Origin of the sequence: Thalassobacillus pellis, from assembly GCF_016908295.1 — a bacterium.
GTDB classification, from domain to species: domain Bacteria; phylum Bacillota; class Bacilli; order Bacillales; family Halobacillaceae; genus Thalassobacillus; species Thalassobacillus pellis.
This window is the reverse complement of record NZ_JAFBDO010000003.1, coordinates 450,776-475,098: the sequence shown is the minus strand read 5'-3', so window position 1 is coordinate 475,098 and position 24,323 is coordinate 450,776. Positions and strand designations below refer to the sequence as shown.

Genomic DNA, 24,323 nt, shown 5'->3' with positions numbered 1-24,323 from the left:
CCTTATGTATTGTTAATAGGCTACTGGCTTTACACTCAGAATGGTAAATATATATCAATGAACTAAAGCGGAAGCGCCTCGTTCACCCCCGACCAGCTTAAGCCTAGCCTCGCCGTGACGGCCTTTGTCACTGAGAGGATCGGCTTAAGACCTCGAGGGGGTAGGCGCTGAAGCTAGATGATACTAAAGCGGAAGCGCCTTGCTCACCCCCGACCAGCTTAAGCCTAGCCTCGTCGCTGGATGAGGCTCACTGTAGATATTTATCCACAGCCATTCATTCTAGAAGTTAAAAAGATGACGCCTCGATATTGAAGGCGTCCCCTCTTCTATTATACAGTCTTTTCTTGTTTTCTAAGCTCTACTCTCCTAATTTTTCCGGACGTAGTTTTAGGCAGCTCATCTATGAATTCCACCTTACGAGGGTACTTGTATGGAGCTGTTAATTCCTTTACATGATTCTGCAGCTCTTTTACAAGAGAGTCTCCTTCTTCAATGCCATCCTGGAGCACGATGAATGCTTTAACCACATTACCACGGACTTCATCAGGGCTTGCTACCACAGCACATTCCTGGACAGAAGGGTGTTTGACTAATGCGTCTTCCACTTCAAACGGTCCAATCGTGTATCCAGAGCTGATAATGATGTCATCACTCCTTCCTTCGAACCAAAAATATCCGTCTGCATCTTTGGAAGCCTGATCCCCTGTAATATAATAATCTCCTCGGTAGGACATTTTAGTCCGTTCCGGATCCTTATAATATTCCTTAAACAATGCAGGGGTTTCCATATGGACCGCTATATCCCCAACTTCCCCGTTACTGACCGGAGCACCCATCTCATCAATGATTTCTACACGGTTTCCAGGAGTAGGTTTTCCCATGGAACCAGGCTTTACTTCCATATCTTTCATAACACCCACAAGTAGTGTGTTTTCCGTTTGACCATAGCCATCTCTCACTGTCACATTAAAATACTTGTGGAAAGTGTCAATCACTTCACGATTCAAAGGCTCGCCTGCTGAAACGGCACTATGGAGTGCAGGAAGATGATAGTCATCAAGATTGTCCACTTTAGCCATCAGCCTATATTCGGTTGGTGTGCAGCATAGTACGTTCACAGTATAGCGTTCCAGTATTGACAGGTAAGTATTAGGATCAAATTTTCCGTGATAGACTAGCCCGGTTGCTCCTGATCCAAGCACAGACAGGAATGGACTCCAAATCCATTTCTGCCAACCTGGTCCTGCCGTAGCCCAAACCGTGTCCCCGTCCTGAATGCTCAGCCAGTTTTCTGCAGCTGTTTTCAAATGGGCAAAGCCCCACCCGTGCGTATGGACGACACCTTTAGGATTCCCTGTTGTGCCAGAGGTATAGGATAAAAATGCCATATCCTCTCTTAAGGTATCGGCAATTTCCAGATAATCGGAAGCCTGATCGCTTATATGGTCGAGGTCGATCCATCCTTCCACAGAACCGCCAACTGTAAATGTCCTGATAGATTTCAATTCTTTAATCTCTGAGAACTGTCCTGTATAAGGTTGATAGCTGACAATTGCACTGACTTCTCCATGAGATATACGATACTGTAAATCCTTGGTTCGGAGCATTTCCGAACTCGGTATTGCAACCAGCCCCGCCTTAAGAGCTGCCACGTATACTTCGTATGCCTCAATTAATCGCGGGATCATAATAAGCACTTTATCCCCTTTTTTCAGTCCACTATCAATGAAAGCGTTGCCAATTTGGTTTGCCTTTTTCATCAGGTCTTGATATGTAATCTCTTTTTTATTACCTTGATCGTCTTCCCACTGCAAGGCTTTTCTGGTCGGGTCTTGTGTGTATTTTTCTATTTCTTCCACGACATTGTATTTTTCTGGTGCGATTAAAGTTTCTCGATTCATTCTCCAGCCCCTCCCCAAAATTATCCTGCAAGCAAGCTTATCCACTCCCTTGCTTCCAATATGTATTATATCAAATTTTCAAAATCATTGAAATATTAAGCCATTTGAGAAGGTGTAAACCCGCTGTTAATACCGAGACAGCTTTAAGAATTCCTTCGGCTCATGCTTTTCCTTCTAGCGCATAACCAGTCGCTCGGCGGAAAATCAACAGAGGCACTGGAAAACAAAAAGCGGTCTGTGTGAAAAGTTCAACTTCCCCACAGACCGCCTTTTTAAAATTCTCCAATGTTTTTCTTTAAAAAATTTATTAAGCTAAGCGTTTGAAATTTTCACCTAAAATCTCATTCATCGAGTGCACAGTGATGAATGCTTTATTGTCGATACCTGAAATGTACCTTTTCAAACGAGTGAAGTCTTTTCTGCCAAGGATCGTGGTGATCACTTCTTTATCCTCATAATTAAAGGCACCTCGGGCAGTGTGAATTGTTGCGCCTTTACCAAGCTGATCTACAATAAATTTACGGACTTCCTCACTTTCTCTGCTGATGATAACAATTTCATTCTTATGATCGAATTGCTGAAGTGCGTAGTCAATGACAATTCCATTCAGTATTACACCGAAGAAGGCGTACATTCCAACAGTCGGTCCGAAAAGGAAAATGGACGATGTGGCAATTGCAATATCAGACATTAATACCCCTTTTCCTACATCAATAGAAAAGTATTTGTTCATGATCATGGCAAGAATATCTGTTCCCCCAGTAGAAGCGCCTTGTTGGAAAACGAGTGCCATCCCAAGAGCAGCAATGATTTGACCAATAATCAACTGAATCAGGATATCTTCGCTTAATGGCTCTTGAATAGGGTAGACAGCTTCAAGTCCCCATACCATGAAAGATAGTGCAAAACTTGCGTAAATGGTTTTCGCCCCGAACTGGAACCCCAAAAAAATGATACCGACTATAAATAAAACAATATTCAACATCACCATAATAATGCCTAGAGACAAATCAGGAAAAACTTTATTTAATACGATCGAGAGCCCACTGACTCCTCCAGTCGCCAAATCATTCGGGGATAGAAAGAAATGAACATTGACGGCAACAGCAAACGCACCAAGATTAATAAGCAAAAATGACAATATTTTTTTCAACATCAGTAAGCCCTCCTCACTAATATTTTCAATAATTACCCAAAGAATATCTATTACACTTTTTTTAATACAATCGGGAGTATAACGGGGTTTCAGAGGTTTGTAAACAGCTTAGCTCAAAACTTTTCACAGAAATAAATGTAAGCGCTTCACGTTTGTCAAGAGTCAAAATTATGTAAATATTTAAATTTAGAGGACCACTTTTCCCCTAGATGAATTCTAATAACAATTACTATTTTCGTAAGCCCTTTTTCTCCATTTCCCGATATCCTTCTTATTACTTATCAATGAACCTGGGCTTATAATTAAAAGTGTCCCAAAAGACTCAACGCAAAAGTTTCTTTTACATACGAAAAACCACGAAGAACAACATCTTCGTGGTTTTTCATTTCAACGAGGCCACTGGGCAGCCTCTTTTTGATTCAGTTTCATCAGAGCTTCGCCAAGATCTTTTCCTTTCGTGGACCTAAGAAAGCAAAGAAGACTTTCATCCGGGTCCGCGCAGGATGGATTCTTTTCATCAGTTATAATAAGGCAGTAAAATCGCAACAGTCGTTCCTCTTCCAGGCTCACTTGCAAAGTTTATTGTTCCTCCAAGATCAGCTACCATTTTTTTCGTCACCATAATTCCAAGCCCTGTTCCGTCTTTTTTGGTTGAAAAGAATGGTTCGCCTAATCGCTGTAACTGTTCTTCAGACAGACCTTTTCCATTGTCCTTCACCGTAATCAGTGCTTTTTCATTTTCACACACGATGTTAATGGCGATCCGTCCATTGGTTTCCACTGCTTCAATTGCATTTTTTATGACATTAATCAGAATCTGCTTAAGACGTTTAGGTTCTGCAAACAGCATCAGTTCCGGGCAAATGATAGCAGTGTCAATATGAATACCTTTGTCTTTGATGATTGTCTGATATAGATCCAAGACATAAGAAACAGTGTCCCGGGCGCTCACATTTTCCTTATGGACTACGGTATCCGGTTTTGATAACATCATAAAATCGTTCACGATAGATTCAATTCGGTTAATTTCATCCAACAACAACTCATTATAGGACTCCCTCAGCTGAGGGTTTGCCACTCCAAGCTGCATGAACCCTTTTAATGCAGTAAGGGGGTTTTTGATTTCATGGGCGATACCTGCTGACATTTGCGTTATAGCCGAGAGCTGTTCAGACTGCCTCATGAGCTGTTCTTTTTCCTTCATTTCCGTAATATCTTCGCTTAGACCGACAATCAACCTCTGCCTGCTCTCCTTGACTGGAAAGCCTCTCGCCCGTATCCATTTATGTTCTCCTGAAGGTGTTTTGATTTCATATTCCATTTGATGATTTTCACTTTTCATTTTTCGATAGCCATCAAAAATATGATGATGATACTCCTTAGGGGCAAGCGTTTTCCACCAGGTTTTCGGGTCTTTTATCCTGTTTTCCAATGGAATGCCGAACATTTCTTCAAATTTTGGGCTCAGGAAAATTATTTCCTCGAAATCTTCTGTGCAAATCCAAAAAACATCTTTTATGTTTTCAGCAAGCAATGAAAACCGTTTTTCCGATTCCTGCAAAGCATCCAGATATGGTTTTTTATCTGTTATATCCTGCATATGGACGGCCATCCCCTCATCTGTAGGGAAAATGGTTACTTTTGCGTAAGTGCTCCTTGCCTCCATATATAAATCAAAAGTTACTGGCTTGTTTGTTTCAACCGCCATATAATAATGACGGTAAAAGATGTAGTAATCTTGAATAGGATATAACTGCCATATTTTATGCTTATAATGGGACTTCAAATCTTTGCCTAGAATTACTTCCATCTGTTGATTGGCATAAGTCAATTGCCAATGTTTATTGATCATGGCTAGTCCATGAGGAAATTTTTCACAAATTGACTTCATCTGACTATGAAGTTCGACAGCATTCATCTCGTAAAACCGTTCTTTCTCCTTACTTTCATCCTGTGAATCATTGATGTAACCTTGTTTGCCATCAAGGTTGTCAGTGAGCTTAAGCATCTGGTTGTACCGATCCTGAATGAACTGCTGTGTACTTTTTTCATCTGCTTCCTCCATTGGAGAAATTACACAGGCAATACGTCCTTGTGACAGATGAGTAAAAGTACAGCGCACCCATTGGTGAAAGGTTTTAAAGAGCATACGTCCTTCAATATCGAATGTTTTTTGTTCCCTTTCTTGTTTCAAAGAATGTTGGATACCGAACTGATCATACACATAAAACAGGTCAATCCATTCATCCAGCCTCAACTCTTCTTTCGCATGCGTGGAATTTTGCATGGAACGGCTGCAATACACTGTTTTGCTGCTCATGTTGATAAGACAGACATTCAGTTCAGTCAAGTTAAAAAGTGCTATAACGTCACTATCCTCCAAACCACTATGCATCCTCTCACTTAGCATCAATGGAATACCTTCTTTCTTTTTACTACTTTAGGTATATGAATTATGCACTGTAGGTATTATTATAACAAAGTTTTCATAATTTTGAATAAATTCTTACAATTATATACAAATTAGGTAAAATCCCTTACGCTCTTGTCTTTTCATCAAGTGCGGGAACAATTGAAGTATACGCAATAAAAAATCAATGGAGTAATTTTCCCGAACTTAAATTAGTAAAATATAACTATATTCATCCTTCAATACTTCTCCATAAAGTCAAAGAAGCATAACTTCGATACGGTTCCCATCTCTGGCTTAAATCTGCAATTTCCTGGATGGAAGGTTTCATCTTCTGTTTTAAATAAAATTTTACTGCATTCTGAATTCCTATATCCGCTTTTGGCAATAAATCTTCCCTGCCGAGTCCGAATAACAGCCAATTTTCAGCAGTCCAGGCACCTATCCCACGGATTTTCACCAGTTTGTCAACGATTTCCTCATCGTTTTTCTTGCTGAGCTCTTGAAGGTCAAGCTGCCCCTCTGCAATCATTCTGGATGTATCAATGACATATTCAGCCTTGCGCTGACTGAACTGCAGTTCTCTTAAATCTTCATATGGAATTTCAGCTACTGTTTCCGGTTGAGGATGAAACCAGACACCATTGACTTCTTCACCATACCGCTCGATAAATCTGGCCCCTAGTGTATAAGCGAATTTCATATTTAACTGTTGATGGATGATCGTTTTCACAAGGCAGCCATACAACTGAAAATCTTTTACTATTGGTGTCCCAGGATGGGCATTGAAAAGCTGCTCCAGATTTGTTTCGAGAAAATGTTGGTGAATTTTTTCCAGATTTCTGTCCCATTGAAATAAAGAAAAGACAAAATCCAAAACTTCCTGTTTCTCATCCATTGTATCTCCATCAATCCGGAATTCTGGTGATGCAGTTGTGCCAAGTGCATGGACCCGGACTACGTGCCGGCTGGTATCAAGCTGGACTGGTATGTCGATCCAACGCTCCTGGAGATCGATTTTTGTCAAAGGATCATGTGCATATCTTGTTAGCACATAATCGAAATCATAAAAACTGTCTCCCTTAAAATATTCCGTCCACAAGCTGTCCACCTCCGGCAAAACATATTTCTTATAATATATCTTAATCATACCAAAAGAAAAAGCAGAATGTTGTCGAAAAAAATAAAGAAGACATTTTTATTCAAGGTGTTTTCAGCTTGTGTATGGAAATTCAGATTTTCTCTCATAGCATTTTAAGCCCCTTACACGAATGATTCCACCAAGCTTTCCTAGCTAAGTCACGCCGGTCGTTCTCATTCCCTTGAATTTCCACAAGTATGGAGGCACTACTGAATTTCCATAAAACAGAAAAAGGCTCCCCTTTACCAAGTTCAACCTGGCTTAGATGGAGAGAGCCTTTTTACATGTTCTGCTCAGGCAGCAGTCTTCAGCGCCTGGTCTTTTCTATTTTGCTGGATCATCAACGTCTCTATGGAAGTCTTATAAAAGGATTGAAGTCTTTAACAACGATTGAAATACTCTGTATACCTAATACCAATATACACTTTCAGGGAGCAGCTTTTTCATCATCAGGTGATCAAGACTCTTGAATGTATAGCCTTCCTTTCGTAAATCGTCAATCATATGCTCCAGGGCAATAGCATTATCCTCCGAAACACTGTGCAACAATATCACCGCACCTGGATGAATTTGCTTCATGACATTCTTATACGCATATTCCCAACCTTTCTGTCGATTGGTATTCCAATCAACAAAGGCGATTGACCAAAATGCACTGACATAGCCAAGTTCATTCGACCACTTCAAAGTCTGCTCGTTAAAAGTACCCCGAGGGGGACGCAAATACATCATTTCGTCCTGGTCGGTAATTTTCGCTACTGCTTTTTCCACTTTACCAAGCTCTTCCTTCATCCGTGATTTGGAAACTGTCGTGAAATCCGGATGGTGCCAGGAATGGTTCCCGAGAATATGCCCTTCCCTTGCCATTCGTTGGACAAGTTCAGGGGCGCTTTTAATATAATGGCCGGTCACGAAAAATGCAGCAGGTACGTTCTTTTCTTTCAGGACGTCCAGGATTTTTCCGGTATATCCTTTCTCATACCCATTGTCGAAGGTCAAATAGATTTCTTTATCACCGGAAGGATCAATATAAAAACCACCGTGCTTTTGTAATAGTGGGCCATACCTTCCTACATCAGGAGGAGTCTCTCCATTACTTCGCTTATAACCCCAGCCTTCAGCAGAAGCTGTCATAGGTATGGTGAATATTGCCATAATAAGGATAAGCGACAAGAGGAAACGTTTCTTCATTTAATGTCACACCTGCTTTTTTTCTTATTGTACAGCAGGATATGTGGATTATACCTGGCTTAGTTTTCCACTATTATAAAACCATTGCAGCAATCCAGCCGAAGATGAACAGCGGTATATTGTAATGTAAAAAGGTTGGCACACAAGTATCCCAGATGTGATTGTGTTTCCCATCAGCATTAAGACCGGAAGTAGGACCTAACGTGCTGTCGGAGGCCGGCGAACCGGCATCTCCAAGTGCACCGGCTGTCCCGATCAATGCTGCCATTGCCATCGGAGAGAACCCGGCGGCAGTACAAATTGGAACAAATAATGCCGCTAAAATCGGTACAGTACCAAAGGAAGAACCGATTCCCATTGTGACCAATAAGCCCACCAGTAAAAGTATAAATGCAATTACTCCTTGATTATCACCTATCATGCCTGAGCTTGAATCGACGAGACTATCAATCGATCCTGTTTCCTGCAGCACATTTGCATAGCCGGCGGCAATAAGCATGACAAAGGCGATCATTCCCATCATGCCTATCCCCTCTGTAACAACTCGGTCGCCACTTCTGTAAGGTACCACTAGAAGCACAAACATCAGAACCAGTCCGGTCAGTGCACCGAGCACAAGACTTTCCGTCCACAACTGCACACCTAGCGCAGCTGCAACTGATAAAAGTGTCAGCCAATGCTTTTTGTTAAAAGTTGCTTTCTCCAAACCTGGATCGCTGAACATCTCACTAGTCGTTTCTTCTTTGTAGGGGACATCTCTTTCTCTACGATAGGAGATGAACACCGCGAATAACAGTCCTAGAATCATACCGATTCCTGGAAGAAGCAGGGATAACGCGATTGTACTTATATCAACATTGACATTACTGCTTCTCATCGAGTCCTGAATCGTCTGATGGAAAATCAGACCGAATCCAGCCGGAATCATAACATACGGTGCCTTTAACCCGAATGTCAGAGCAGCTGCAACACCTCGTCGGTCCAGCTTCATTTGATCAAACAAGTGGAGCAGCGGCGGTATCAATATCGGTATAAAAGCGATATGCACTGGAATTAAGTTTTGTGACAATGACGCCACACCTGCTATAACCAGTAAAATAATGGTACGCTTATCTTTCAACACACGTAATAAATAATTCACTAAAATTGCTGTAATACCTGTATAGCTGATCGCAACTGCGAAAGCACCAAGTAATATATAGCTTAATGCGACACTAGCCTGGTCACCCATTCCTGAAATCATCATGGATAAAGATTCTTGCAGTGACATGCCTGACATAACGCCCGCGACAAGTGAAGCAGCGATGATGGCAATGATCACATTGACCCGCAGCAGGCTGAGTATCGTCATGACTAAAACAGAAATTATTGCTGCCGAAGCCAAATTCCATTCTCCTCTCGATAACGATGAAGCAATTCATCTTATTAGTTCGTTAACGATTTACCATGATAAAGCAAGAATGTCTAAAATTCAACCCATTTATTTTAGGACATTCCTAACCCTTCCATGTCCTTCCATTCCGGGAATGTGTTAATTACTCTAAAGTAGCAGCGAAAAGCTTCTTTGCAAAAATTTTAATTTACTTAATCTAAAATAAAGGATATGTAAAAAGCCGCATTTAGCGGCTAGTGTTTGAAGTATACTTTCTCCACCTATACTAAGAAGGCATTCCATTACATTTTCTTTTCTAAGTCTTCTAGCATTTGGATCAGCTGGTCGATATCATTGACGGAAGTATCTTGTGGATCCATTTCCTCAATGCGTGACATGAATGCTGCCAGCCTAAGCTTGAGATCTTGCAATTTTTCTTCTTGTGACATATATAATACTCCTTTACATTTACTTCATAACCTATTTAACAGCCATTGTTCATCATAGTAAAAAAGGGCAGCTTTGTCCACGTAAGGCATGGCAGGAAGATGTGGTAAGGATTAATTTGTTATATTGTTAATAAAGAGGAAATTTTCAACTATACTTTATACGTTTGAGCTTTAGACAGGAGGCAATACTTATGGAAGTTTTCGGTTATGATATATGGACATTACTGGTCGAGACCAAAATAGCTAAACTTATTATCGGTGCAGTAGTCCTGTTCATTGCTGTTTTCATCGTCAGGAAATTAATTTCATCTTTTTTCAAGCGGACCGATTTTCTTGAAGAACGTAAAGAACGCACATTAGAATCGATGCTTAATTCGATCATCAGCTATACAGCAACAATTGGATTCATCTTATATGGACTGACTGTTTTTGAAGTTCCGGTCGGTAACCTGCTCGCCGGTGCGGGAATACTTGGGATCATTATCGGCTTCGGCGCACAAAGCCTGATTCAGGATTTCCTTGCAGGACTTTTTTTATTGTACGAAAAACAGCTCCATAAAGGGGATTATGTAACTGTAAACAATACTCATCATGGGACGGTCGAAGATATTGGACTGCGTTTTTTAAAAGTCCGCCAATGGAGCGGACGACTGATGACCATTCGTAATGGTGAAATCAAGACAATCGAGAACTATAACTTTGAACATATGCGAGTCATTGAAGATATAACTACAAATTTCCATGAGGATCCACGCAGAATCATGGAAATTCTTACAGATGCATGCGTCCGTCTAAACGACGAACTCGGGCAATTTTTAAAGAAGGACCTGGCTGGAAAACCCCTGGAGCCTTTTCAGTTATATGGGCTCGGTTCTCTGAATGACCAGTATCGTGGTTATCAATATACTGTCACCGGACTTGTTGAAGATTTAGTTTATTGGACTGCGGCCAAAGAAACAAGAAGGATTCTTGCTGAAATACTGTATGATAATGGGATCCAGATGGCTGAACAGCGTGTCGAAGTAAAATCCGCCACTCCCAAGGAACGGGAATAGGCGGATTTTCTAACGAAGCTGGAATGAATAGGCGACGTGATCCTGAATAGGGATCCAGGCGCCGATGCCCTGCTTCTTAATATTTTTGACAACCAATTCTTTTTTCGAGCCTTTCAGGCGAAGATATACTTCACCGAAAGCAATTGTCCCTTTTTCATTGACAGCTGGGGCATAGGCCGTGAGAATGCCGATTTTATTGACAGGAACAGCATACGTATTCTGCTGCTTTGTCCCTTTTCCAATTACTGTGTGGAAGGACAACGGAAGCTTTGTATTATTTTGAGCTTCCAGTAAAATCATCTTTTTAACCTGGTCAGGGGCATCAATTTTGGCGGTCAAACCACCTTTGATATGTTTTTCTTCCCTTTGAACATAGCTCATTTTTTCGGTAACCTGCCCGCTATGGTTATTAACTTCGTTTGTATTAGCTACCTGGTATTCCCAATTAATACTTGTTTCGTTGGAGGTATAATTCAACGGCCATTTACCAAGGTAAATTTCTCCGCGGTACCCGATTGCAAGTGGGGAAGGCTTAAGGGTAGATTCATTCAACATTTCGATCAGTTCTGGGTTCACGATCTCTACATCCGCTTCCTCAATAAGTTCTTTCGTTAATTCACTTGGTTCAAGTACGATCTGATCTTCTGTGGAATTCGGATACGTATTGTCTTTCGAAATGTTCAATACATGACTGGGCAGGCTGCTTTTCTGCTTTTCTTCAGCTGCCGAGATGGCATATGGCTGTATGACAGTAACCATCAGGAAGAGTCCAGTTATTATTGCGATCCATGCACGCATGAAATGGGGCCACCTTTCTTTTTGAGTTTATCATTTGAAAAGGATCCCTTTCTTATGCATGAAAAAACAGCGAGCCTCAAGAGACTCCCTGTTTGGAAAGTACGCAAGTTACGCACCTGTCACATGCTTAATTCAATGTATTCTACAGTCTCATCAACCTCTATGCTATCTTTTACAGATTGGACCATAGAACAATTATTACGAGCTATTTCCAAATTTTTCACCAGCTTGTCCTGACTTACATGCTTGCCTTTTACAATAAAATGGATGTGTATCTTTTCAATCCGGTTAGCTTCATTCGGATTTCGGGTCACATCCGCGGTTACACTGATGTCATCATACTTTACTCTCTGTTTGTCTAAAATTTTCCGATAAACACCGATACTGCAGCCTACTATTGATGCAACCATCAACTGATAAGGACGGAAACCATACTGTTCATCACCGGATATTTCCAACTGACCATAATCAAATGAGGTACAGATCCCATTTTCTCTCAAATAAAATTTCATTCCCATACTTTAGCCTCCCTTAAAGTCATTTCTTCCCTGCTTAGTTCCATTTTAACAAAATGCGATACGTTATTAACCTGTTATGCCTTCTGCTTGCCACTCTAAAAACCATCAGCTAGGATGGAAGATATTGATATTTCCTAGTCAAAGAATGGAGGTGGAAGGATGGTCACCGTCAAAACGCGCTTCTGGATTCTTATTGCATTAGTTGCTGTTTCCGGCTTTTCCCAAGGAATGTTACTTCCATTACTTGGTATCATCCTGGAGCAAAACGGTATTTCACCTTCTGTGAACGGACTTCATGCAACAGGTCTTTATATCGGCGTACTGATTGCCTCCCCATTTATGGAAAAACCGATGCAGAAACTCGGCTACAAGCCCATTATTTTGATTGGAGGGGCACTTGTAAGTTTATCGCTTTTCTTATTTCCGTTTTGGCAGGCACTTTGGTTTTGGTTCATTCTGCGAATGGCTATAGGAATAGGAGATCACATGCTCCACTTTGGCACCCAGACATGGATTACTACCACTGCTTCTGCAGAAACAAGAGGAAAGAGTATCGCTTATTACGGACTGTTTTTCAGTGCAGGTTTTACACTTGGTCCATTAATGACAAACCTTTTGTCTGTCAGCCTGTACCTGCCATTTATCGTCTCTTCTCTTTTAAGCTTTGCAGTCTGGTCAATGATGGGTCTTGTAAAAAATGAATTTCCAGAGTCCGACCAAAGCACTGCCCATTTATCTGGTTCAATTGGCAGGTTTATGAAAACCATCAAAATTGCATGGATAGCATTTCTTCCGCCATTAACTTACGGATTTCTTGAAGCCACCCTTCATGGAATTTTCCCTGTGTATGGGATAAGGATCGGTCATGATGTAAACATGTTATCTCTGATTATTCCATGTTTTGCGGCAGCAAGCCTGTTCTCCCAAATTCCGCTGGGCATTCTGAGTGATAAAATCGGCAGAAAAAAGGTGCTTACGTTTGTGCTGGCCGGTGGACTTATTTCCTTCTTGCTTGCCATGATGTTAGAACACTCCACTACAGCCTTATTCGTTTTATTTGCTGCAGCAGGTTTATGTGTCGGGTCGCTTTATTCGTTAGGGCTTTCTTATATGACAGACCTGCTTCCTGGAACTCTATTGCCAGCAGGCAATATTATGTGTGGTATCGCATTTAGCGTCGGAAGTATTGCCGGCCCATTCTTAAGCGGTGCCTTTATCGATATTTTTCCGGGAATATCCTTCTTCTTTGTCATAGTCTTGCTACTGGTCGCAGTTTTACTCGCTAATCTTATTAAAAAAGAACCTCACCTGGAGAAAGCTTAAAAAAAGCCGAAGCTGGTATGTTTATCAGCCTCGGCTTTCTGTCATTCCCCAAGTGCTTTAACAAGCACCTGTAAATTCTGTTTCATCAAACTGAAGTAATCTTCATTATTTGCGATATCTTCCTCTGTCAATACAGAGATGTTATGGAGTTGGAGTGCCTCCCCGCCGATTTCCTGCTTCACCACTTCAGCAACTTTGGATGTGACGTTTTGTTCGAACAAAACGTGATTAATATTATTCTGTTCCGCGATTTCAATGATCTTTTCCAATTCTTTTTGAGAAGGTTCATCAGTAGGGCTGAGCCCGGCGATGGAAATCTGCTCAAGCCCATATGCCTCTTCCCAATAACCATAAGCTGCATGAGACACAATGATTTTATCCTCTTCCTGGGCAGACAGTTTTTCATGAAATTCCTGGTCAAGGTCAGTCAACTCCTTTTTGAGCTGCTGGAAGTTTTTCGTGAAGGCTTCCTTCCGATCAGGCTTCATTTCAATAAGTAGATCCTTTATCTGTTCTGCCAATTTGATGGAAAGAATAGGATCAAGCCATACGTGCGGATCCCTTTCCCCATGATTGTGTCCCTCGTGCCCGGCATGTCCGGCTTCGTCTTCCGATTCCTTATCTTCCGATCCATGAGTGTCAACGTGGTCATGAGTATGCTTCTTCAAATCAATTCCCTTGGCTGCTTCTAATATACTTACATTTTCTTCTTCAATGACATCGGCAATTTGGCTGGCATACCCTTCCAGCCCTGCCCCATTATAAATAAATGCGTCTGCTTCCGCTATCTCTATCATTTGCTGTGTATCCGGTTCAAACGTGTGGGAGTCGGTCCCTGGGGGAAGAATACTCGAAACCTCAACGAATTGACCGCCGATTTTTTCAGTGAAGTCCTTTAATGAATACACGGTTGTATAGATTTGCAGTTTACCGTCAGTATTATGTTTATCTGAAGTGGTATCTTTACCGCAGGCAGTCATAAGGAATAAAAACAACCCTAGGATTATAAATAAATAATTTTTCGTTCTCACGTCTTTCTCCCCTTTGTCCTTTAAAGCTAAAATGAATTATATCGTAATGATTACTTTTTGTAAATTGTAATGAATACGATTTAAAAAATAAACAATAGATGCACCTAGCTTATCCCTCGACAGGCTCTAAATTTTTGGGCAGTAAAGAAAAAAACTGCCAGTCCAAAAACCTGGCAGCTGGATTTTCATCATTATGTTTGACATTGAGGGCATTTTCCGTAAATTTCAAACTTGTGGTTGTCGATTGCATAACCGGACAAACTGCTTTCTATTTTTTCCATTGGGCAAAATTCAACTGCCTTTGTTTTCCCACAATCTGTACAGATAAAATGATGATGGTGTCCGTGAGTATCGCAATGAAACCGGAAATGCTTTTCTCCATCCAAATCTGTTGACTCGAGAATCTCTTCATCCGCAAGCAAATATAGATTTCGGTAAACTGTATCGAAACTGACCCCGGGAAAGTCCTTCTGAATTTCTTTTAATATGGTCTTTGCAGCGATATATTGATCCTGCCGGGAAAATATCTCAAGGATGCGTTCCCGTTGTTTTGTGTGTTTATACCCTTTACTTTTCATCTTATTGATAGCAGTATCCAAGTTCATACTGTTTCACCCTTTAAGGAAAGTTGTGATGAGACTTTTTTATAAATGATAGCCAATGTCAAAATCATGATTGCAGTCACTACAATGGTTCCGCCTGGCGGGACACTCAAATAATACGAGGTCACCAGTCCTGTTATAACGGAAACCTCTCCGAAGAAAATGGACAATCCGATTGTCTGTTTAAAGCTCTTAGAAAGGCGCAATGCAGCTGCAACAGGAAGTGTCATTAAGGCAGACACGAGCAAAATGCCGACAATCTGCATTGCTGAGGCAATCACAAGTGCCACCAGAACGATAAAAATAAAATGTACGAGCTTTCCGTTAACACCTGATATGGAAGCATGATCTTCATCAAATGAGAGGACGAACAGTTCTTTATAAAACAATGTAACCACGATAATGACAGCAATCGTAATGACTAAAACTGTAAACATATTTGTACGGCTGACAGCTGTGACACTGCCAAATAAATAACTGAATAAATCTGTGTTAAAGCCTTCCGCAAGTGAAATTAATATCACACCAACACCGATTCCGCCTGATAAAATAATGGGGATCGCGAGCTCTTCATAATGCTTATATACTTTCCGCAATTTTTCAATCAAGACAGCACCGATCACAGAAAAGGCCATTCCCATGTAAACAGGATTCCATTCTTGAATGGCATCTACTTTTTTCTCGACGAGCAGACTAGCAGCAATGCCAGTCAATGTAATGTGAGAGAGCGCGTCAGCGATTAACGACAAACGGCGTACCACGATGAATACACCTAAGAGTGGAGAAACAAAACCAATCATGATTCCTGCAAGAGCAGCATTTTGAAGAAATTCATAAGTCAAAAAGCTTTCAATCATAGCTCGCCAGCCTCCCCGTTGTGATGATTATGGGTAAGCTGCTGTACCGCATGCCCATATAATCGATTCAAATCATCATCTGAAAAAGCTTTGTACTCCTCGGAGTGCCCATGAAAATGAATCGTTTTGTTCATACAAACCACGTGGCTTGCATGCTCAGTAATAGTTCCGATGTCATGGGAAACCATTAAGAGGGTAATTCCCTTTTCCTTGTTCAGTTTTTCCAGCAGGTCATAAAAATCAGCGACATGCCTGGCGTCTACTCCAACGGTCGGTTCATCCAGTATCAGGAACTTCGGCTCACTGACAAGCGCCCTGGCAATGAACACACGCTGCTGCTGACCTCCGGAAAGTTCGCCAATATTATGGTGGAGATAGTCCTCCATCTCTACGGTTTTAAGTGCCTCAATGGATTGTTCCTTATCCCTTCTGGTGAAAAACCGAAACATTCCCGTTTTGGAAACGCGTCCCATTTTCACTACTTCCAGCACTGTAGCCGGAAATCCGGAATTAAAGCTATTTGCCTTTTGGGAGACGAAGCCGATATCCTCCCATTGTTTGAAGCTGCGAATTGGCTGGTCAAATAAACTGATTTTTCCCGCGGTCGGTTTCAAGAGTCCCAGCATCAGCTTTATCAGTGTAGACTTGCCGGAGCCATTTGGGCCTACAAGGCCTAAGAACTCCCCTTCTTTTATAGATAAACTTACGTTTTGGACAACTGTCTCTTTATCATACTTAAATGACACATCAGACATTTCCAAAATAGTTTTAGCGTTCATGGTATCCCTCTTTAAATGATAATGATTACGATTAATCTATTTCACAGCATAAAACAGCCGGTCCTTTTATGCAAGGATTTTCACCTTATTTATACTAACGAACAAAGAAAAAGCTGACCCTCTCCCAGTAAGGTCAGCTTTCAACTCTATAAATATTTATTGTAACGGTGCTCCAGATAATCCTGGAGAGCAGAAAACACCATGGTCATCGGCCAATAAATCAAGGCTGCCAGGATATACATGGTCATGGTATCATACGTTCTGCCTGCTACGATTTGCGCCTTGTTAAACAGCTCCGGCACTGAAATCATGGCAGCAAGGGATGTGGCTTTCAGAAGATCCAGGAACACATTCGTCAATGGAGGGATCGCTATCCGCACTGCCTGCGGCAGAATAATCCGTTTCAATGCTTTCCAATAAGTGAATCCAAGGGCCCTCGCCGTTTCCCATTGGCCATTATCAACGCTGCTTAACGAAGAACGGTTGATCTCTGCTATATAAGCAGCCGAATTCAAGCCGAATCCGAGTACAGCGGCTAGCGTTGCCGTCAATTCCAGCCCTACGACAGGAAGTCCAAAGTATAGGATGAACAAAAACACAAGAATCGGAGTTCCTCGCATAAATGAAATATAAATACGGGCCGGCCAACGGAACAGCTTATTAGTCGATCTTCTCGCAAGAGCGATGAAGAAACCAAGGAGTAACCCGAGCAGCATCCCCAGCACTGCAACAAATAAAGTGAGGGGTACTCCCTGCAGGACAAACGGGAGATTTTCCCATGCCCGCTCAGCATCAAAAAGCTCACCGAAGTTTATTTCTCTTATTTCGAATCCAAGCATATGAATCTACCTATAAATCTAGACCAGGGATTTCTCTGATGTCCGCTTCAGGCTTTTTAGATGCATCCTTGCCACCGAAAAACTTTTTCGAAATCTCTGTCAGCGTTCCATCCTCGCGCATGGATTGAAGAGCTTCATTCACTTTTTGTGCCAGAACGTCTGCCTTTTTCGGCATGACAATCGCCGATTCTGTCGGATGGAATTTTAAATCAGGGTGCAAGGTCACATCAATTTCAGGCAGAGCTTTCAGCGCCAAAGTCTGCAGGTAATAGTCATTGATAATGACATCCGTACGACCATTCTCCACATCACGAAGATAAACATCGTTAGTCACGTTCCCGTATGTTTTCACTTCTGCTCCAAAATGGCGAGCAATCTCAGAAAATACCGTCGTCGCTCCACCGCCGGCAACCTTCCCTTCCAGGTCTTCCAGTGTTTCAATGCCAGAAAGTCCATCTTCCCGGACAATCATTGTCGAGTAAGAGTATTTATATGGTTCACTGAAGGTAAACTGCTTTTGGCGTTCCTCCGTTACTTCCATATCATTGATAGCCATATCGATCCGTCCGCTTTTAATAGCGGCAAGCAGTCCGTCAACCCCGTATTCTTCAAACTTCAGTTCAACTCCAAGTCGTTTAGCGATCTCTCTCATGATTTCTACATCATAACCTGTAAGCTTGTCTGAACCTTCCGGATAATAGGAAGCCGGGAACAATGTTCCAGAAGTACCAACAACAATTTCCCCTTTTTCTTTTATTTCGCTCCATACTTCACCTCCAGAAGCTTTTTCCTTCTTCTTGCCTGAACCATTAGAGCTTTCTTCCCCATTTGCCCCACATGCCGCTAACACAATTACAGTTAATAGCATAAGTATAGAAAATAAACTTTTATTTTTCACTGTTATACACCTTCCTTAGTAAATTTCACACTTCCCCAATATAGCAACGGGAACCAAGGTTTGCAACTGCTATGTTTCCCCTGACCGAGATACTAAAAGACCGACAATTCCCCACTTGACGGGCACCAGAAATATGCTATGATAATAACATATATAAAATTATAATAATTTTAATCTAATACCAGATAAAGACGCCATAATAACGGCGTCTTTGTGCTTTTAAAGGAATAATTGATGTTGATTACCATTCTCAATTAAATAAAAGGAGTTGAGAAAAATGACCACACATGTCAGGACAGCGTCAGCCAGTCATGCAGGAAATAACGATAAAAAAAACATTTTTCAACTTTTCACAAGGCTGCAAGACCATCTTGAATTGATGGCAGCGATTGTCAGCGGACTATTGATTTTGACTGCATGGATTGGTGATCCTTACTTGAATAATCAGGCTTTTGTTATCTTCCATATACTCGCATTTGTAATCGGAGGTTATGCCAAAGCAAAGGAAGGTATTGTCTCCACTATTCAAGACCGTGAACTTAATGTTGAAATGTTGATGATTATTGCAGCGGTAGGGGCAGGTTTGATTGGCTACTGGACGGAAGGCGCTATTTTGATTTTTATATTTTCCATCAGCGGGGCCTTAGAAACCTACACCATGAATAAAAGTCAGCGTGAAATTTCCACATTGATGAATCTTCAGCCAGAGGAAGCACTTTTATTGATTAGTGGAAGTGAAAAACTTGTACCAGTTGACCGTCTTCAAATTGGAGATCATATATTGGTCAAGGCTGGAGAGCGAGTTCCATCGGATGGCAGGATATTGAAAGGAACGACAAGCCTTGACGAAAGCACCATCACCGGTGAATCCGTGCCAGTCATGAAAACAACTGAAGATGAAGTTTTCGCAGGGACTGTCAACATTAATGGAAGTATTACCGTTGTTGTTACAAAACCGGCGAGCGAAACACTTTTTCAAAAAATCATAACGCTCGTCCAAACCGCTCAAAGTGAAAAACCTCCTTCTCAGCTGTTCATCGAACGATTTGAAGGGACTTATGTAAAAATAGTACTTTTTTCAGTGGCACTCATGATGTTTCTCCCTCATTATATGTTCGGCTGGAGCTGGACAGATACTATCTACAGAGCCATGATTCTGTTGGTAGTTGCCTCTCCTTGTGCCCTGGTAGCATCGATTATGCCAGCAACCCTGTCAGCCATTTCTGCCGGAGCTCGAAGCGGGGTCCTATTTAAAGGCGGGATACATCTCGAAAAATTATCCCAGATAAAAGTGATCGCATTCGATAAAACTGGTACTTTGACATACGGAAAGCCCGAAGTGACCGATTTACATTTCCGATCTGACGAGGAAGCTTCCCAGACTTTGTCTGCTCTGTACTCGATCGAACGTGAGTCCAATCATCCACTGGCCAGGGCAATTACACAGTTTTGTTCAAATAATCCGAATGCCAAACGTATGGACTTACATCAGATGACCGACATTGCTGGAAATGGAGTAACTGCAATTATCGATGGGCATACGTGGAAAGTTGGAAGGCCGGGATTTATTGACCAGAGGGCGGCTGAAAATTTTCAGGAAGGCATACTTCATCACCTGGCTCAGCAAGGAAAAACAGTCGTCTGTATAGAAGATGAACGAGGTATTGCCGGGCTTATCGCTTTAAAGGATACAGTTCGTAAGGAAGCGAAAGCTGCCATCCGCAGTTTGAAGGCACAAGGAATTCATACTGTAATGTTGACCGGAGATAATGAAACAACAGCTAAGGCGATTGCCGAGGAAGCCGGAATTGATGAATTTGCAGCCGAATGCCTTCCCGAACACAAATTGGAAGAAGTGAAACTGCTTCGCCAGAAATACCAGAACGTTGCAATGGTCGGCGACGGGATCAATGACGCCCCAGCTCTGGCAACCGCCAATGTTGGAATCGCCATGGGTGAAGGCACGGACGTTGCACTGGAAACCGCAGACGTCGTACTGATGAAAAATGATCTTCCGAAAATTGCAAAAGCCATCGGTTTATCCGGCAAAATGAATCGCATCATTAAACAGAACATCGTTTTTTCAATCCTGGTGATAGGAGCTCTAATAGTTACGAATTTTTTGCAGGCGCTTGACCTGCCACTTGGTGTCATCGGACATGAAGGCAGTACCATCTTAGTCATTCTGAATGGGCTTCGTCTTCTAAAGATTTAAGTACAACACAGATTGCTTCCCGCAGGCAGCGACCAATCCAACAAGGGCGATTTTCTTTGACTTTAAAGAAAATCACTCTTTTTTTGTGCAACAAAACAATACATAAAAACAAGCTTAAGTCTATACTTATTAAACCAACCCTTATCGTGAGGCTCCTCTTTATCTCAGTGAGGCTTGACCGCTTTTTTAAATCCATATCTTATTTAAACGTTTTATTTTTCAGTGGCCTCAAACACCTTGGGCTTACCGTAAAAGTCTCATCGTTTTACCGACTAATTCTTTTTTGATATACGAAAAAACCACAAAGAAACTTCAACTTCTTCGTGGTTTTTCATATTAAAAGGCCATTCGGGACAGCCCTAATTATATTGTGGCGAGCAGTGTTTTGTTAGTGAAACTTATTTTGTTTATTAGCTGAACTGCTCGTTTTATGCTTGGGACCTTTATTTTTCTTTTTATCTTTGCCCATGACGCTGCCTCCTTTAAGGAATGGTCACTGGTATTTTTCCCTTTCCTAATATGCTTATTCACAGTTCAATCCCAAGTCTCCTTCTCCGCATTATTGCATTAATTTCACCACCAATGATAATGATGATGCCGGAAAGATAAAACCAAATCATCAGCACGATCACACCACCGAGACTTCCGTATGTAGCGGAGTAATTCCCCATGCTAGTTACATAAAAGGAGAACAATAAGGATACAATTTGCCAGCCGAGCGTTGCAAAAATCGCTCCTGGCATAGCGTCCTTTAACTTAATATATTTATTCGGCGCCAGCATATACAGATACATCAATACAATAAAAAATATGATGGAAGAAACTACCCAGCGTAAAGCGTTCCACATTTGCAGGAACCCTTCTGATAAGCCGAAAAGTGAAAACATGTAGACGCCGACAGCTTTACCGAAAACAGGAAGTAAAAAAGCAACACCAATGACTATCACCATGGAAATCGTAAGAAAAATGGCAATCATTCTGCTGACAACCGGTGACCGGCTTTCCTCAACATCATAAGCTCTGTTAAAAGCGCGCATGATTGCATTTACTCCATTAGACGCCGACCATAACGTACCCAAAATACCAATGGACAGTAGTCCTCCATTTTTATTAGTGGACAACTCGCTCAAGTTCTCACGGATGAGTGTATAGGTTTCAGCTGGCGCATAGATTGCCACCATTCTTAAAAGCTGATCCTCTGCGATCTGGAGATATCCGAGCAGAGTAACAAGGAATATCATGAAAGGAAAAAGTGACAGTAGAAAAAAATATGCTAATTGGGCAGCCATACCACTGATATCATTTACACCAAATTTGCTGAATAATTCTTTCCCAAAGCCAAAAACACTTTTCATGATACCCCTCCTGCCAGGACGCTAGTTACGAAACGTCACGTTTATCCGCGATTTTTTCAATATCTTTCTCGACTTCTTTTTCTAAATCGCTGATCGTTTCAAGCATGCTTTCTACTTTATCCAGAACTTCAAGCACGTCCTTTGCACCTTCTGATAGAGTGTTTGTCAGCTGGGAATAGCGCATTCGTAATGTATAAATCGCCTGTGACGGATTATTGGCTATGTTTTTTGCTGATTGTCCGCAACTTTTAGTACCATTCCATACATATTCACGTGTACCTCTGTCTAGAAGTGACAATGCCCCTCCTGCCAATGCTCCAAATAACATTCCTCTCCAAAACTTTTGATTTTCCATAAAAATTCCTCCTTTTATAAGTTGTGATCTTTTTTGATTTTTTCAAGTAATTCTCTGCAGCCAACTGAGATGAGTTCATATACGTATTGAAAATTCCCGGTAAAAAAAGGATCCGGAACATCGCGCACCTCTGATTCCGGAATATAATCCAGTAATTTCGCCACAACGACGTTAATCTCTTCCCGTATTTCTTTCATGTCTGCAATATTCTTGTCGTCCATGGCGATCAGATAATCGTAATCGTCCCAATCCTTTTCCTCCAGCTGTCTGGCAGTCATCCCTTCATAGGAAATTGTGTTTTCTTCGAGAATACCCTTTGTTCCTTCATGCGGCGGATCACCGACATGCCAGTGGCCTATTCCTGCAGAATCCACTTTTATTTTGCTTTCCAAACCCTCTTCGTACACCAATTTACGAAAAATCGCTTCAGCCATCGGGGACCGGCAAATATTCCCTAGACAAACGAACAGTACATGTATCATCATCCATTCCCCCATTCATCCTATTCTTTACCATTTTTTTATAAATTAGTTCCCGTTCCCGTAATTCTGCTAATATTTTAATTCCCCCTAAACAATTCGACATAAACCACCACCAACCCTTTTCAATGAAAGGAATGAAAACTTGACAAAGCGTTGAAATTTTCGGAATATTTTATTATAACGTACAAAAGGAGGAATAACCATGCAAGATGTATTAAGCAGTATTTCCAGCATCGTGTGGGGCCCGTTCTTATTGATTTTACTAGTTGGAACTGGGGTCTACCTGACACTTCGGCTCGGGTTTCTTCAATTCCGATCTCTTCCCTACGCGCTAAAGCTTGCTTTCAGCCCTGCAAAGCAGGATAAGAAATCCAAAGGTGATATATCCCATTATCAGGCACTGACAACTGCTATGGCAGCAACGATCGGTACTGGTAATATCGCCGGCGTAGCAACAGCTGTCGCGCTCGGCGGTCCCGGGGCAGTTTTTTGGATGTGGATAACCGCTGTATTCGGCATGGCGACCAAGTATGCAGAAGCAATCCTTGCCGTCAAATACAGGACTACAGATCGCTATGGACAGATGTCCGGGGGGCCGATGTATTATCTGGAACATGGGCTTAAATCCAAGAAGCTGGGAAAAACACTTGGTGTCCTGTTCGCTATATTTGGGTCCGTAGCTGCTTTTGGAATTGGTAACATGGTTCAGTCCAATTCCGTATCAGATGCCCTGCAAGTGACTTTTTCCATCCCGACCTGGGTTACAGGAGTAGTGCTTACAGTTCTGGCTGGCCTTGTGCTGCTCGGCGGTATTAAAAGTATCGGACGGGTTACAGCTTTTTTTGTGCCGATTATGGCCTTATTCTATGTAATTGGCGGACTTATAATCATTTTCTTGAACCTTGACCTCGTTCCTGCTGCCTTTGGAACTATTTTCACTGACGCTTTTACTGGTAACGCTCTGGCAGGAGGTCTGTTAGGTACTGCGATCCGTTTTGGTGTTGCGCGAGGGGTCTTCTCGAATGAAGCCGGACTTGGTTCAGCACCAATTGCTGCAGCAGCGGCAAAAACAGACTACCCCGGACGCCAGGCACTCGTTTCAATGACGCAGGTATTCATTGATACAATCATTGTATGTTCAATGACCGGATTAACAATCGTCATGGCAAACCAATATGGCAATACCAACCTGGATGGAGCGGACCTCACATCTGTTTCCTTCTCGTTATTCCTCGGAGATCTCGGTGGTTACATTGTTGCTCTCGGGCTGGTTTTCTTTGCCTTTTCAACCATTGTCGGCTGGTCTTACTATGGTGAAAAATGTTTCGGTTACCTTACAAATGACAGAGCGATCCCACTTTATAAAGCTATTTTTGTTTTGTTTGTTTTCATAGGTGCTGTAACTAAGCTCAACACTGTATGGTCCTTCGCGGATATCATGAATGGTTTGATGGCATTCCCTAACTTGATTGGGCTACTGCTTCTATCAGGTGTGGTAGCTTCCGAGACCAAACGATTCTTGAAAGTTGCTAAAGAAGAAAAACGCCAGGAAAAACAATCCTCTTATCAATAATTATCCGGAAATGTTTACTTTAA

At 41.8% G+C, this 24,323-nt stretch carries 22 protein-coding genes; 4 read left to right on the top strand and 18 right to left on the bottom strand.

Annotation, left to right across the window (positions count from 1 at the left end):
* Positions 1–329: 329 nt before the first annotated feature.
* From mbcS to JOC33_RS12850, 7 genes are all read right to left on the bottom strand, one after another.
* On the bottom strand, positions 330–1,901 hold the full coding sequence (gene mbcS, locus JOC33_RS12880) for an acyl-CoA synthetase MbcS (RefSeq protein ID WP_205092919.1): 1,572 nt from the start codon (positions 1,899–1,901) through the stop codon (positions 330–332).
* Positions 1,902–2,208: 307 nt separating this feature from the next.
* A complete protein-coding gene (locus JOC33_RS12875) occupies positions 2,209–3,057 on the bottom strand; it encodes a YitT family protein (protein ID WP_205092918.1) in 849 nt (282 codons plus the stop codon).
* Positions 3,058–3,574: 517 nt separating this feature from the next.
* Entirely contained in the window at positions 3,575–5,467 is a 1,893-nt protein-coding gene (locus JOC33_RS12870; RefSeq protein WP_239534208.1) for an ATP-binding protein, read from the bottom strand.
* A gap of 232 nt (positions 5,468–5,699) precedes the next feature.
* Complete coding sequence (locus tag JOC33_RS12865; protein WP_420825711.1) at positions 5,700–6,578, bottom strand: DNA-3-methyladenine glycosylase family protein; 879 nt, start codon at positions 6,576–6,578, stop codon at positions 5,700–5,702.
* A 438-nt stretch (positions 6,579–7,016) separates the two neighbouring features.
* Positions 7,017–7,799, bottom strand: coding sequence for a delta-lactam-biosynthetic de-N-acetylase (gene pdaA / locus JOC33_RS12860; protein WP_205092915.1), 783 nt, complete (start codon positions 7,797–7,799; stop codon positions 7,017–7,019).
* A 73-nt stretch (positions 7,800–7,872) separates the two neighbouring features.
* Positions 7,873–9,183 (bottom strand): Na+/H+ antiporter family protein, encoded by a 1,311-nt coding sequence (locus JOC33_RS12855; RefSeq protein WP_205092914.1) that lies wholly within the window; start codon positions 9,181–9,183, stop codon positions 7,873–7,875.
* A gap of 290 nt (positions 9,184–9,473) precedes the next feature.
* Entirely contained in the window at positions 9,474–9,620 is a 147-nt protein-coding gene (locus JOC33_RS12850) for an SE1561 family protein (protein WP_205092913.1), read from the bottom strand.
* A 191-nt stretch (positions 9,621–9,811) separates the two neighbouring features.
* On the opposite strand from JOC33_RS12850, the gene JOC33_RS12845 reads away from it, so the two are divergent.
* Positions 9,812–10,675 carry a mechanosensitive ion channel family protein gene (locus tag JOC33_RS12845; RefSeq protein WP_205092912.1) on the top strand — a complete coding sequence of 288 codons (864 nt, stop codon included), beginning with the start codon at positions 9,812–9,814 and terminating at the stop codon, positions 10,673–10,675.
* A 9-nt stretch (positions 10,676–10,684) separates the two neighbouring features.
* Here JOC33_RS12845 and JOC33_RS12840 read toward each other — a convergent pair whose 3' ends face one another.
* Together JOC33_RS12840 and JOC33_RS12835 are read right to left on the bottom strand one after the other, a co-directional pair.
* Positions 10,685–11,473 carry a YfkD family protein gene (locus tag JOC33_RS12840; protein ID WP_420825710.1) on the bottom strand — a complete coding sequence of 263 codons (789 nt, stop codon included), beginning with the start codon at positions 11,471–11,473 and terminating at the stop codon, positions 10,685–10,687.
* A gap of 119 nt (positions 11,474–11,592) precedes the next feature.
* The gene (locus JOC33_RS12835) at positions 11,593–11,985 is read right to left on the bottom strand and encodes an OsmC family protein (protein WP_205093097.1); all 393 of its coding nucleotides are present in this window, start codon (positions 11,983–11,985) and stop codon (positions 11,593–11,595) included.
* A gap of 165 nt (positions 11,986–12,150) precedes the next feature.
* Between JOC33_RS12835 and JOC33_RS12830 the strand changes: the two genes are divergently transcribed.
* Entirely contained in the window at positions 12,151–13,314 is a 1,164-nt protein-coding gene (locus JOC33_RS12830; protein ID WP_205092911.1) for an MFS transporter, read from the top strand.
* Between the two features lie 41 nt (positions 13,315–13,355).
* On the opposite strand, the gene JOC33_RS12825 is transcribed toward JOC33_RS12830, so the two are convergent.
* The 6 genes from JOC33_RS12825 to JOC33_RS12800 all read right to left on the bottom strand — a co-directional run bounded on the left by JOC33_RS12825 (position 13,356) and on the right by JOC33_RS12800 (position 18,290).
* A complete protein-coding gene (locus JOC33_RS12825) occupies positions 13,356–14,345 on the bottom strand; it encodes a metal ABC transporter solute-binding protein, Zn/Mn family (protein WP_338054514.1) in 990 nt (329 codons plus the stop codon).
* A 191-nt stretch (positions 14,346–14,536) separates the two neighbouring features.
* Positions 14,537–14,950, bottom strand: a complete 414-nt coding sequence (locus JOC33_RS12820) for a Fur family transcriptional regulator (RefSeq protein WP_205092910.1) — start codon at positions 14,948–14,950, stop codon at positions 14,537–14,539.
* Positions 14,947–15,804, bottom strand: coding sequence for a metal ABC transporter permease (locus JOC33_RS12815; protein WP_205092909.1), 858 nt, complete (start codon positions 15,802–15,804; stop codon positions 14,947–14,949). The genes JOC33_RS12820 and JOC33_RS12815 overlap by 4 nt, the downstream gene beginning before the upstream one ends.
* Positions 15,801–16,583 carry a metal ABC transporter ATP-binding protein gene (locus JOC33_RS12810; RefSeq protein WP_205092908.1) on the bottom strand — a complete coding sequence of 261 codons (783 nt, stop codon included), beginning with the start codon at positions 16,581–16,583 and terminating at the stop codon, positions 15,801–15,803. The genes JOC33_RS12815 and JOC33_RS12810 overlap by 4 nt, the downstream gene beginning before the upstream one ends.
* A 146-nt stretch (positions 16,584–16,729) precedes the next feature.
* On the bottom strand, positions 16,730–17,422 hold the full coding sequence (locus JOC33_RS12805; RefSeq protein ID WP_205092907.1) for an amino acid ABC transporter permease: 693 nt from the start codon (positions 17,420–17,422) through the stop codon (positions 16,730–16,732).
* A 10-nt stretch (positions 17,423–17,432) separates the two neighbouring features.
* Positions 17,433–18,290 carry a transporter substrate-binding domain-containing protein gene (locus JOC33_RS12800; protein ID WP_205093095.1) on the bottom strand — a complete coding sequence of 286 codons (858 nt, stop codon included), beginning with the start codon at positions 18,288–18,290 and terminating at the stop codon, positions 17,433–17,435.
* 307 nt (positions 18,291–18,597) lie between these two features.
* Between JOC33_RS12800 and JOC33_RS12795 the strand changes: the two genes are divergently transcribed.
* On the top strand, positions 18,598–20,535 hold the full coding sequence (locus JOC33_RS12795) for a heavy metal translocating P-type ATPase (RefSeq protein ID WP_205092906.1): 1,938 nt from the start codon (positions 18,598–18,600) through the stop codon (positions 20,533–20,535).
* A 527-nt stretch (positions 20,536–21,062) separates the two neighbouring features.
* Here the strand turns inward: JOC33_RS12795 and JOC33_RS12790 are convergent.
* From JOC33_RS12790 to JOC33_RS12780, 3 genes are read right to left on the bottom strand one after another with little or no spacing between them, the layout of a single operon-like run.
* Entirely contained in the window at positions 21,063–21,890 is an 828-nt protein-coding gene (locus JOC33_RS12790; RefSeq protein WP_205092905.1) for a YihY/virulence factor BrkB family protein, read from the bottom strand.
* Between the two features lie 25 nt (positions 21,891–21,915).
* Positions 21,916–22,245 (bottom strand): YtxH domain-containing protein, encoded by a 330-nt coding sequence (locus tag JOC33_RS12785; protein ID WP_205092904.1) that lies wholly within the window; start codon positions 22,243–22,245, stop codon positions 21,916–21,918.
* Between the two features lie 14 nt (positions 22,246–22,259).
* Positions 22,260–22,727 carry a low molecular weight protein-tyrosine-phosphatase gene (locus JOC33_RS12780; protein ID WP_205093094.1) on the bottom strand — a complete coding sequence of 156 codons (468 nt, stop codon included), beginning with the start codon at positions 22,725–22,727 and terminating at the stop codon, positions 22,260–22,262.
* A gap of 202 nt (positions 22,728–22,929) precedes the next feature.
* Between JOC33_RS12780 and JOC33_RS12775 the strand changes: the two genes are divergently transcribed.
* Positions 22,930–24,300 (top strand): alanine/glycine:cation symporter family protein, encoded by a 1,371-nt coding sequence (locus JOC33_RS12775; protein ID WP_205092903.1) that lies wholly within the window; start codon positions 22,930–22,932, stop codon positions 24,298–24,300.
* Positions 24,301–24,323 lie beyond the last annotated feature (23 nt).